General features: G+C 75.1%; 11 protein-coding genes. 3 read left to right on the top strand and 8 right to left on the bottom strand.

From position 1 onward, the window contains the following. Positions 1-225 precede the first annotated feature (225 nt). Positions 226-1,212, top strand: a complete 987-nt coding sequence (locus OO57_RS36280) for a hypothetical protein (RefSeq protein WP_033257072.1) — start codon at positions 226-228, stop codon at positions 1,210-1,212. 60 nt (positions 1,213-1,272) lie between these two features. On the opposite strand, the gene OO57_RS36275 is transcribed toward OO57_RS36280, so the two are convergent. From OO57_RS36275 to OO57_RS36245, 7 genes are all read right to left on the bottom strand, one after another. Next, entirely contained in the window at positions 1,273-2,010 is a 738-nt protein-coding gene (locus tag OO57_RS36275) for an SDR family NAD(P)-dependent oxidoreductase (RefSeq protein WP_033257071.1), read from the bottom strand. Beyond that, complete coding sequence (locus tag OO57_RS36270; RefSeq protein ID WP_033257070.1) at positions 2,007-2,969, bottom strand: fumarylacetoacetate hydrolase family protein; 963 nt, start codon at positions 2,967-2,969, stop codon at positions 2,007-2,009. The genes OO57_RS36275 and OO57_RS36270 overlap by 4 nt, the downstream gene beginning before the upstream one ends. Before the next feature lie 100 nt (positions 2,970-3,069). Further along, on the bottom strand, positions 3,070-4,005 hold the full coding sequence (locus tag OO57_RS36265) for a VOC family protein (protein ID WP_033257069.1): 936 nt from the start codon (positions 4,003-4,005) through the stop codon (positions 3,070-3,072). 25 nt (positions 4,006-4,030) lie between these two features. After that, positions 4,031-5,023, bottom strand: a complete 993-nt coding sequence (locus OO57_RS36260) for an amidohydrolase family protein (protein WP_033257068.1) — start codon at positions 5,021-5,023, stop codon at positions 4,031-4,033. Beyond that, positions 5,020-6,153 carry an FAD-dependent oxidoreductase gene (locus tag OO57_RS36255; RefSeq protein ID WP_033257067.1) on the bottom strand — a complete coding sequence of 378 codons (1,134 nt, stop codon included), beginning with the start codon at positions 6,151-6,153 and terminating at the stop codon, positions 5,020-5,022. Before OO57_RS36255 ends, OO57_RS36260 begins: the two co-directional genes overlap by 4 nt. A gap of 131 nt (positions 6,154-6,284) precedes the next feature. Beyond that, a complete protein-coding gene (locus OO57_RS36250; protein ID WP_033257066.1) occupies positions 6,285-7,256 on the bottom strand; it encodes a cyclase family protein in 972 nt (323 codons plus the stop codon). Continuing rightward, entirely contained in the window at positions 7,253-8,236 is a 984-nt protein-coding gene (locus OO57_RS36245) for a fumarylacetoacetate hydrolase family protein (RefSeq protein ID WP_033257065.1), read from the bottom strand. The genes OO57_RS36250 and OO57_RS36245 overlap by 4 nt, the downstream gene beginning before the upstream one ends. 110 nt (positions 8,237-8,346) lie before the next feature. On the opposite strand from OO57_RS36245, the gene OO57_RS36240 reads away from it, so the two are divergent. After that, positions 8,347-9,279 carry a LysR family transcriptional regulator gene (locus tag OO57_RS36240; RefSeq protein WP_033257064.1) on the top strand — a complete coding sequence of 311 codons (933 nt, stop codon included), beginning with the start codon at positions 8,347-8,349 and terminating at the stop codon, positions 9,277-9,279. A gap of 187 nt (positions 9,280-9,466) precedes the next feature. Next, positions 9,467-10,792, top strand: a complete 1,326-nt coding sequence (locus OO57_RS36235) for an MFS transporter (protein ID WP_051778702.1) — start codon at positions 9,467-9,469, stop codon at positions 10,790-10,792. A gap of 78 nt (positions 10,793-10,870) precedes the next feature. Here OO57_RS36235 and OO57_RS36230 read toward each other — a convergent pair. Continuing rightward, positions 10,871-11,233: chitinase (locus tag OO57_RS36230; RefSeq protein WP_033257063.1), on the bottom strand; the 363-nt coding region annotated here is incomplete at its 5' end.

Below are 11,233 nucleotides of genomic sequence, written 5' to 3'. Positions count from 1 at the left end.
CCGCGACGCGCTGGGCTGGGTCCCCAAGCGCCCCGAACTCGACCGGATCGTCGCCGACGCCTGGGAGTTCACCCTCGCCCACCGCGCCTGACCAGCACCGGGGGCCGGGACGGGGCGGGCCGGGGCGGACCGGGATCCGTCGGCATTCTCCGGGCGGCAGCGGGGAGACGGGGGGCACGCGCACCGAACGCGCCGCCCGCCGCTTCCGTCCCTGGGGGAACCACCGTGCCCGTCCGCTCCCGTCTCGCCGTTCTCGGCACCGGCACCGCCCTGGGCGCCGTCCTCGTCCTCGGCGGCGCCCCTGCCGCCCTGGCCTGCGACGAACGGCCGCCCGCCACCCCGACCCCGGCGCAGCCCTCCGCCCCGCCGTCGCCCTCCGCGTCCGGTTCCGACGCGTCCGGCACCGGTTCCGCGACCGCGTCCCCGTCCGCCGCGCGGTCGGCACCGGCGCAGGCCGTCTCGCTGGCGTTCCTGCCCGCCGCGGACCGGACGCTGGTGGCGGGCGGCGCCCCGGTCGAGTTCACCGCGGAGATCGGCAACACCGGCACCGCCGCGCTGGAGGGCGCCGCCCCGCTGCCCGCCCTCCGCAACGACGCCGCCCGCGGCCCGCGAGAAGCGCTGCGCGCCGACGAGTTGCTGCTCCAGGTGCGGACCTCCGCGGGCTGGGAGGCCCTGCCGCTGGCGGTCGGCTGCGACCGTTCGCTGCGCGGCGCCGCCCCGCCCGCCACCGACCTCGCACCGGGCGGGAGCGCCCGCTACGCCTTCCGGCTCTCCGTCGCCGCCGGTTCCGCCGCGCAGCAGGTGGACGTCCGGCTCGGGCTCCGGTACGGGTCCGCGGACAGCTTCGCGGCCGCCACGCACACCACCCTCCGGGTCGCCCGCCCGGGCGCGCCCGCCGCAGGGGCGCCCGCCGCCGCGCAGCCGTCCGCGCAGCCGTCCGCCGCGGAGTCGGCACCGACCGCGGCCCGCCCCCGCACCGAGGTGCTCGGCGTCGACGCGCTCCCCGCCCCCGCCCGGAACGGCGCCACCGCTCCCCCGGCCTCCGCCGCCCGCACCGAACCGGCCCGGGTCGCCGCGGCCGCGGGCCTGCCGTTCCCGGCCGACCACGGGCGGCCGCCGGTCTCGCTGCTGGTCAGCGGCGTCGTCCTGGTCGCCCTCGGCACCGTCGGTTTCACGCTCGTCCTCGTGCACCGCCCCGCCCGGCACCGCTGACCTCCCGGGGCGGTGGGACCGGCTCCGTCCGCGCGGCCTCCCGGGCGGTGCGGGGGCGGTTCAGGCCCGGAGCGCGTCGGAGATCGACTTGGCACCGCCGTGCGCGGTGTAGCCGCCGTCGACGGGGATCTCGGCGCCGGTGATGAAGGAGGCCGCGTCGGAGAGCAGGAAGACCACCAGCCCGGTGACCTCGTCGACGGTGCCGGTGCGGCCGAGCGGGGTCTCGCGCAGGTTGGCTTCGCGGAACGCGGCCGGGGCGGTGGCGGTCATCTCGGTCTCGATGAAGCCGGGGTGGACGGTGTTGACCCGGATGCCGAGCGGCCCGAGTTCGACGCAGGCGGCCTTGGCCAGGCCGCGCAGCGCCCACTTGCTGGCGGTGTAGGCCACCGGGTAGTGCGCGGTGAGCGCGGCCGCCGAGCCGACGTTGACGATCGACGCGCCGGGCGGCATCAGCGGGGCGAGGTGCTGCATGCCGAGCAGCGGACCGGTGGCGTTGACGGCGTGGACGCGGGCGAAGTCCGCGGCGTCGACCTCGCCGAGCCGGGCCCGCCAGGTGACGCCCGCGTTGTTGACCAGGCCGTGCACCGCGCCGTGCTCGGCGCGCAGGTCGGCGGCGAGCGCGGCCCAGGCGTCCGGGTCGGTGACGTCCAGGGGGCGGCAGCCGTCGGCGGGCCGGACGTCGGTGGCGACCACGTCGGCGCCCTCCGCGGCCAGCGCCCGGGCCCCGGCCGCGCCCTGGCCCTGCGCGGCGCCGGTGACCACGACGACCTTCCCGGCCAGCCGTCCTCCCCCGGTCACGGGCGGGTCCGGGGGCGCGGACGGGCGGCGGGGACCGGCTGCGGTGCGGCGCCGGGGACGACGGTGTTGGCGGTCGTCCCGATGCCTTCGACGGTCAGCTCGACGGTGTCGCCGACCTTCAGCGGGGCGGGCTCCCGTCGCCCGTTGCGGCCCCAGAGTTCGGCGAGGCAGCCGCCGTTGCCCATGGTGCCGGAGCCGAGCACGTCGCCGGGCCGGACGACGGTGCCGCGGGAGGCGTAGGCGACCAGGTCCTCGAAGGTCCAGCCCATGTTGGAGAGCAGGTCGGTGCCGACGACCGCGCCGTTGACCCGGGCCGTCAGGGCGAGGCGCAGGAAGCCGTCCCCGTCGCGGTGCGGTTCGAGTTCGTCGGCGGTGACCAGCCAGGGGCCGAGGGTGGTGGCGGTGTCCTTGCCCTTGCAGGGGCCGAGGCCGACCTGCATCTCGGCGGACTGCAGGTCGCGGGCCGACCAGTCGTTGAGGACCGTGTAGCCGATGATGTGGTCGCGGGCCTGTTCGGGGGTGAGGTCACCGCCCTCCCGGCCGATCACCGCCGCGACCTCCAGTTCGAAGTCGAGGGCCTGCGAGCCGGGCGGGACGGGCACGCCGTCGTGGGCGCCGATCACCGCGTAGGGGTTGCCGAAGTAGAACGTCGGTGCGGCGTACCACTGTTCGGGGACGCCCGCGATGCCGTTGACGCTCTTGCGCACCCCTTCGACGTGCTCCTCGAAGGCCACGAAGTCACGGACGGTGGGCGGCTGGAACGGCGGCAGCAGCCGCACCTCGTCGACGGCCGGGCCGGGCGGGCCGGCCAGGGCGGTGCGGCCGGCGGCGTGCAGGGCGTCGGTGCCGGAGCGGATCAGGTCGAGCAGGTCGGTGCCGTCGGGCAGCGGGTGCAGCCGGTCGTCGGCGAGCGCGCCGCAGTGGCGGCGGCCCTCGTGCTCGTAGGTGGCGAAGCGCATGGGGTGGCTCCCTCGGGCTGGTACCGGGGGCGCGGCGCGGTGTCAGGGCTGGACGGGTGCCGCGCCGCGTCCCCGGAGTGCGGTGGGTCGGACGGGCGGGTCAGACGGGCGGGGCGACGAAGACGCCGCGGTCGACGTCGTTGAAGGACTCCTTGGCGACGATCTCGCTCATCGGGTTGGCGGTGCCCCACTGGTCGGTGACCTCGGGCTGCGAGAAGTCGTAGACGTGCGGGTGCCAGGTGTCCTCGTCGAGGGACTCCAGCTCGGTGGTGTACTCGACCGTGTTGCCGTGCGGGTCGAGGAAGTAGGAGAAGGTGTTGTTGCCCGCGAGGTGCCGTCCGGGGCCCCAGATCTTGCGGACGCCCGCGCGCAGTACCCGCCCGGTGCCGTACATGTACTCGTCCAGGCCGCGCAGTTCGAACGAGACGTGGTGCAGCGAGGTGTGCGGGCCCTTGGCGAGGGCCATCGAGTGGTGCTGGTTGCTGATCCGCATGAAGTGCATGACCTCGCCCATGTGCGGGGAGGACAGCGTGTCGGAGAGCCGGAAGCCGAGGTGCTGCTCGTACCAGAGGCGGGTGCGGTCCAGGTCGGGCGAGTTGAGGACGACGTGGGAGAGCCGGACGGGCACCGACTCCTTCTCCTCGATCCGGCGGTGCCGGCGGGCGGCGACGTCGGCGGAGACCTCGACGGTGCGGCCGTCGCAGTCGAAGAAGCGGAAGCCGTAGCCGCCGCCGGGGGTGTCGACGCTGCCCGGCCGGGTGATCAACTGCACGCCCTGGGCGAGCAGTTGCTCGGCGAGGGTGTCGACGTCGGCGGGGTTCGCGGCGCCGTAGGAGACCAGGTCGAGGCGCTTCTCCTCCGCTCGGCGCAGGCGCACCACGTACTGCTCGGGGGAGCCTTCGGCGGCCAGGAAGGAGATCCCGTGGTCGGAGGCGGTCTCGGTCAGGCCCCAGACGCCGGAGTAGAAGTCGAGCTGCTTCTCGAAGTCGGGGACGGCGAGGTCGACGTGCCGCAGGTGGGTGAGCAGGCGGTTCATGGGTGGTCCTCCTCAGGCGGTGGGGTCAAAGGCCCAGCAGGGCAACGGCGTTGGCGCCGCGGACGGCGTCCGAATCGGCGGCGGGGAGTTCGGCCGCGGCGAGGGCGCCGAGCGGGTCCTCGGTGCCCATGTCGAACGGGAAGTCGGAGCCGAGCAGCACCCTTCCGGCGCCGGCCGCGCGGATCAACTCCCTTAGGACATAAGGGTCGTGGACCAGCGAGTCGAAGTACATCCGGCGCAGGTAGCTGCTGGGTTCGCGGGCGCAGCCGCGGGCGTCGGGGCGGGCGCGCCAGGCGTGGTCGGAGCGGCCGATGTGGGTGGGCAGGTAGCCGCCGCCGTGCGCGGCGAGGACCTTCAGGCCGGGGTGGCGGTCGAGGACGCCGGAGAAGATCAGATGGGAGAGGGCGACGGCGTTCTCGGTGGGCTGGCCGACGGTGTTGGACAGGTACCAGCGGTCGAGTCGCTCGTCGAGGGTGCAGCCGAAGGGGTGCAGGAAGAGCACCGCCCCGGTCTCGGCGGCCCGGGCCCAGAGGGGTTCGAGCGCGGGGTCGGAGAGCTCCACGCCCGGTGCGTGGCTGGAGAGTTCGACGCCGAGCAGGCCGAGGGAGAGTGCGTGGTCGAGTGCTCCGACGGCGAGCTGCGGGTGCTGGAGCGGGGCCAGGCCGAGGCCGCGCAGCCGGTCGGGGGCGGCGGCGCAGTGCGCGGCGGTGGCGGTGTTCGCCGCCTCCCAGATCCGACGGGCCGTCAGTTCGTCGGCCCAGTAGTGGTAGTGGGAGGGCGACGGGGAGACGAGCTGCACGTCGACGCCCTGGGCGTCCATGGCGGCGAGCCGGGCGGCGGGGTCGGTGAGCAGCGGGATCCGGGCGGCGACCATCGGGCCGCTGACGGACAGCGACTTCGGCCCGTTGCGGCGGGCGTCCAGGGCCTTGGCGTGCGCGAGGCCGGGCTGTCCGGCGACGAGGGCCTCGACCTCGGGCAGCAGCAGGTGGGCGTGGACGTCGACGACGGGGCCGGTCACGGGGCCTCCTTCAGGACGGCGGTGGTGCGGGCCATCAGGCCGGGGACGTCGGCGTCGCGGACGCCGTCCATCAGCCACTGGCCCAACTGGCAGGAGTTCTCCACCACCATCCGCACCCGCGGCAGCCGCCGGGCGTGGTAGTCGAGCAGCAACTGCTCGCTGAACTCCTCTGCACCGGTGAGCAGTTCGGCGAGCACCAGGGCGTCCTCCAGGGACATCGCGGCGCCCTGGGCCAGGGTGGGCGGGCAGGCGTGCGCGGCGTCGCCGACCAGGACGACGCGGCCGCGGTGCCAGGGGCCCTCGACCAGGTGCCGGTCGAACCAGGTGTAGTTGACCTGTGCCGGGTCGGTGACGGACGCGGCGATCTGCTCCCAGTGGCCGCCGTACCCGGCCGCGAGGCGGCGCATCTCCTGCGCGTGGCTCGCGGGGTCGATGGTGGCGCGGTCCCGCTTGGGCTCGACCAGGTAGGCGTAGACGGTGTCGGGCCCGGTGGGGCAGTACCCGGCGATGTACGCGGGGCCGCCGTAGGTCAGGTCGGTGCGCTCCACTCCGGCGGGGCGCGGGGCGGGGGTGCGCCAGATCGCCATGCCGGTCGGTTCCGGGCGCTCGGTGATGCCGATCATCGCGCGGGTCGCGGAGGAGATGCCGTCCGCGCCGACCACCAGGTCGTAGCGGCCCGAAGTGCCGTCGGAGAACTCGGCGTCCACGCCGTCGGCGTCGCCGTGCAGGGCGGTGACGGTGGTGCCGAGGCGGACGTGCGCGCCGGTGGCCTTCACCGCGTCGATCAGGATGCGCTGCAGTTGGGGGCGCTGCATGCCGACGGTGGCGGGCAGGTCGTCGCCGCCGGTGCGCACGTCGCGGGCGACGTGGAGCACGGTGCCGTCGGGGGCGGTGAGGCCGACCGCGTCGAACGCGAAGCCCGATGCGCGGACCTGCGGCCAGACGCCGATCTCGCGCAGGGCCCGGAGTGCGTTGCCCTGCAGGGTGATTCCGGAGCCGGAGACGTTCCAGTCGGGTTTGGCCTCGACGAGGTCGACGCCGATCCCGGCCCGGCGCAGCAGGACGGTGAGGCCGTTTCCGGCGGTGCCGCCGCCGATCACCAGGACCGAACGAACGCTGGTTGATGTCATGGGGGTCGCTCCCTGGCGGGTGGGCCGCGCCTCGTCGCGCGGCGGACGGGAGAGGGAAGGGGAAGAGGGCCGGTCGGCCGAGGACTGTCCGGGCGCTTCGACCGACCGGCGGTCCGGGGTGGTCGCGCGGATTACTTGACGGCGACCGGGTTGACCGGGGAGCCGACCGCGCCGGTGATCGGCAGCGGGGCGGCGGTCAGCCAGCACTCGTAGGTGCCGTCGGCGGCGCAGTGCGCGGCGAGGGCGTCGAGGTCCCACATCTCGCCGATCAGCAGGCCGATGTGGGGGATGGCGACCTGGTGCAGCGGCTGGAAGGCGTGGTCGAACTCGTTGGGGCGGACTTCGAAGCCCCAGGTGTCGGTGGCGATCGCGGCGATCTCGCTGCCGTGCAGCCAGCCGGCGGTGGTGAACGACAGGCCGGGCGCCGGTCCGCCCGCGTACTCGCCCCAGCCCTCGCGCCGGGCCCGGCTGAGCCGACCGGTCCGCACGAGCACCAGGTCGCCGCGTCCGACGGCCGAACTCGGGCCCTGGGCGGCGATGGTGGCGCGCAGGTGCTCCTCGGTGATCGCGAACCCGTCGGGCAGTTCGCCGTCGGTGCCGATCGCCCGGCCGACGTCCAGGAGCACTCCCCGTCCGGCGACCTGGTGGGCCATGTGCTCGATGCCGGTGACGAGGTCGCCCTCGGAGGTGACGGTGGTGGCGGCGTCGCGGCCGTTCCAGGCCCGGCCGTGGTCGAAGATGTGGCCGAGGCCGTCCCACTGGGTGGAGCACTGCAGCGGCATGGCGATCACGTCGTCGGCGCCGCCGAGGCCGTGCGGGAAGCCCTGCAGTCCGGCGGCGGCGTCGGTGCCGGTGTCGAGCATGGTGTGCACGGGGTTGGTGCGCCGCCGCCAGCCCTTCTGCGGGCCGTCCATGTCGAAGCGCTGGGCGAGCGAGAAGCTGACGCCCTGCCGGACCAGCCCGGCGGCGGCCCTCCGCTCCTCCTCGCCGAGGAAGTTGAGCGTCCCGAGCCGGTCGTCGGCGCCCCAGCGGCCCCAGTTGGAGCACGCCTTCGCGGCGGCGGCTATCGCGCCCTCGGGGTCGGTGCGGTCCGGGGCGTTCACGCCGACTCCCGGACGCAGCGGGTGCGTTGGGCGCCGAGGCCGGTGATGGTGCCGTCCATGACGTCGCCGTCGGCGAGGAAGCGGCCCCAGTGCATGCCGTTCCCGGCGGGGCTGCCGGTGAGGACCAGGTCGCCGGGCAGCAGCCGGGTCGTCTGCGAGGCGTAGGAGACCATCCGCGCCACGCCGAACAGCATGTCGGCGGTGGACTCGTCCTGCATGGTCTCGCCGTTCAGCTTCAGCGTGACCCGCAGGTCGGCCGGGTCCGCGACGAACGCGGCGGGCACCAGGTAGGGGCCGAGCGGGGTGAAGCCGGGGGCGTTCTTGCAGCGCAGCCAGTCGGTGCCGATCTCCGGCATGTCGCGGCGGAAGACCAGTTCGCGGGCGGTCAGGTCGTTGGCGATGGTGTACGCGGCGACGTGCGCGAGCGCCTGCTCGGGGGTGACCCGGTACGCGGGGGCGCCGATCACGGCGGCGAGCTCCAGCTCCCAGTCCGGCTTGGTGCACCAGTCGGGCAGCAGCACGTCGTCGTAGGGGCCGGTGATCGAGGACGGCAGGCCGATGAACACGTACGGCTGGTCCTCGGCGGCCCGGCGGTCCATCATCGCGCCGATCTCGGCGCGGGCCTGCTCGACGGTGCGCGGGTCGTCGGCGGGGCGGTGCGCGACCGCCAGGTCGACCACGTGCCGGCGGTAGTTGGCGCCGGACTGCAGCAGTTGCCGGGGCTCGACGGGGGCGAGGGTGCGCAGTTCCTCGACGGGGCGCCAGGCGGCGTCCGTCCGGGCCGCCAGGTCGTGCAGGACGGGCAGCGCCTCGTCCCAGTGCTCCAGCAGGTCGCGGGTGGTGGCGGGGCTGCCGAGCGCGGGGCGGCCGCGGAGGTCCAGGACCCGGCCCCCGGCCACCAGGCCGGGGAAGGGCGCGCCGTCGCCGTCGGCGAAGGTGCCGAGGGCGAAGGGGCCGGAGGGTTGCGCGTGTGGTGCCACGGGGTTTCCTCTCGATGCGTTGCGACTAATGTGGCCCCGACAGGGAGATCATGGAAATCGATTGTGCTGATGGCAGTCATCCACCGGACGGATAGGCGGGTCGACCCCCGATGAACCTCGCGACCCTCGACCTCAACCTGCTCCCCGCGCTGCGCGCCCTGCTGGAGGAGCGCAACGTCACCCGGGCCGGCCGACGGCTCGGGCTCAGCCAGCCGGCCACCAGCGCCGCCCTCGCCCGGCTGCGCAAGCACTTCGACGACGAGCTGCTCACCCGCTCCGGCAACAGCTACACCCCCACCCCGCTCGGCACCGCGCTGCTCACCATGACCGGCCCCGCCTGCGACCTGCTGGAACGGGTCTTCACCTGCCAGGCCTCCTTCGACCCGGCCACCGCGGAGCGCGAGTTCACCCTGCTCTCCTCCGACTACGGCGCCGCCGTCTTCGGCGCCCGCCTGGCCCGCGCCCTGCACGCCGAGGCCCCCGGCGTCCGGCTGCGCTTCGAACCGGTCGGGCCCACCCTGGTCGACTCGATCGGCGACTTCCTCGGCGCCGCCGACGGGCTGCTGCTGCCGCACGGCGTGATCAGCGGCTACCCGTTCCTCGACCTGTACGCCGACCGCTGGGTCTGCCTGCTCGCCGACGACCACCCGGACGTCGGCGACGCCCTGACCCTGGACGACCTGGCCCGCCTCCCCTGGGCGGTCTACCAGCACCCGCACGACGCCCCCGCCGCCCGCCAGCTCTCCCTGCTGGGCGTCGAACCGCGGGTGGAGGTCGCGGTGGGCACCTTCCAGCTGCTGCCCGCCATGGTGGCGGGCACCCGCCGGGTCGCCCTGATCCAGGAGCGCCTCGCCCTCCGGCTCGGCCCGGACAGCGGCGTGCGCACCCTGCCCTGCCCGTTCGACCCCGTCCCGCTCACCGAGGCCCTGTGGTGGCACCCCGTCCACACCCGGGACGCCGCCCACCGGTGGCTGCGCGAGACGGCCGCCCGGGTGAGCGGCGGGCTGCGGGAGCAACCGCACCGTCAGCTGTCCGACGGATAACGGGTATTCGTACAATCGATCGGCAGTACCATTCCCCGGGCACACCCGCCCCGTCCAGGATGGCTGTCACCCCGGCCCGCCGACACGGCGCCCCGTGCCGACCTCCCCCACCCCCGTCCGAGCGCGGGCGGGCCGACGCCTGCGCCCGTCCCGCCCGGCCGGAGGCCCCCCTTCGAACGGAGCGGTCATGCCTGCCCCCCTCCCCGCCGACGCGCCCGCGGCGGCCCCCGCCGACGGCCCCGCGGCGACCCCGGTCCCTGCCTCCGCCGACGCGGACGCTCCGGCCCCGGTCCCTGCCTCCGTCGACGCGGACGCTCCGGCCCCGGTCCTCGCCCGGCCCCGGCTGACGGCGACGCTGCTGATGGCGGGCAGTTGCCTGCCGATCCTCGGCGCCGTCCTGATCGCCCCGGTGGTGCCGAAGCTCCAGGACCACTTCGCCTCCGTCTCCGGCGTGGACGCCCTCGCCCCGGTGGCGCTGACCGTCCCCGCGCTCTCCCTCGCCGTCATGGCGCCGTTCGCCGGCGCGATCATCGACCGCCTCGGCCGCCACCGCCTGCTGGTGATCGCCACCGTGTTCTACGCGATCGTCGGCACCGCCCCGCTCTGGCTCGACTCGCTGCCCGCGATCATCGTCAGCCGGGCCCTGGTCGGCGTCGCCGAGTCCGCGATCATGACCTGCTGCACCACCCTGATCGGCGACTACTGGAGCGGCCGCCAGCGCGAGAAGTACCTCGCCCTGCAGGCGATCTGCTCCGCCGTCTCCGCCACCGCCTTCTTCGCCCTCGGCGGCGCCGCGGGCTCGGCGGGCTGGCGCGCCCCGTTCTGGGCCTACGCCGTCGGCCTGCTGCTCGCGCCCCTGCTGGCCACCATGCTGCGGCCGACGCAGCGCCGGCAGGGCACCGGGGCCGCCCCGGCGGAGCCCACCGGCCCGCTGCTGCGCCGCCTGCTGGCCCCCTGCGCGCTGACCTTCTTCGGTGCGATCGTCTTCTACACCGTCCCGGTCGAGACCTCCTTCCTCCTCAAGGACCTCGGCACCGAGGCCCCCGCCACCATCGGCCTGTGCACCGCGATCGCCAGCGCCGCCACGGTCGCCGGTGCGGCCGCCTTCACCCGCCTCACCGACCGCGCCGACCGCATGCTCCCCTGGACCCTGGCGCTCTGCGCGCTCGGCTTCGGCATCATCGCCGTGGCGGGCAGCGTCCCCCTCCTGGTCGTCGGCGCCGTCGTCAACTGCCTGGGCACCGGCCTGCTGCTGCCCACCCTGATCACCCGCACCATGACCATGCTCACCCCGGCCAACCGCGGCCGCGGCACCGGCCTGTGGAACAGCGCCTTCTTCCTCGGCGAGTTCGTCTGCCCGCTGGTCCTGCTCGCCGTCGCCAAGCCCACCGGCACCCTGGCGCACGCCATCGGCCTGCTCGGCGCCGCCGCCCTGGCGGTCGCCGTCGGCCTGGCCGTCACCCGCGCCCGCCGCGGGCAGTCCCTCCGCCCGGCGGGGAGCGCGGCCGCCTGACCCCGGCCCGCACCGCCCGGGGGCGGCCCCGGCTGACGCACGGTCAGCCGGGGCCGCCCCCTCCTCCTCAGCCGCGGGTCAGCAGCTCAGGTTCGACCCGGTGGGCACGCCCAGGATCGAGGTGAAGCTGGTGTACGCGTTGATCCGGCTCTGCACCTGGGCGGGGTTGCCGCCGTTGCACTCGATGGAGCCGTTGATGGAGCGGATGGTCTCGCCGAAGCCGGCGCCGTTGACCATGGCGTTGTGCGGGGTCATGGTGCCCGGGCCGTTCTGGGTCATCCAGTACCAGATGCCGGTCTTCCAGGCGACGGCCGCGTCGGTCTGCACCAGGTTGGGGTTGTTCAGCAGGTCGATGCCGAGCGCGTCGCCCGCCGCCTTGTAGTTGAAGTTCCAGCTGAGCTGGATCGGGCCGCGGCCGTAGTACGCGGCCTGCCCGGCCGG

The organism is Kitasatospora phosalacinea, from assembly GCF_000717185.1.
Taxonomy (GTDB): Bacteria; Actinomycetota; Actinomycetes; order Streptomycetales; family Streptomycetaceae; genus Kitasatospora; species Kitasatospora phosalacinea_A.
This window is presented reverse-complemented; position numbering and strand designations above follow the sequence as displayed.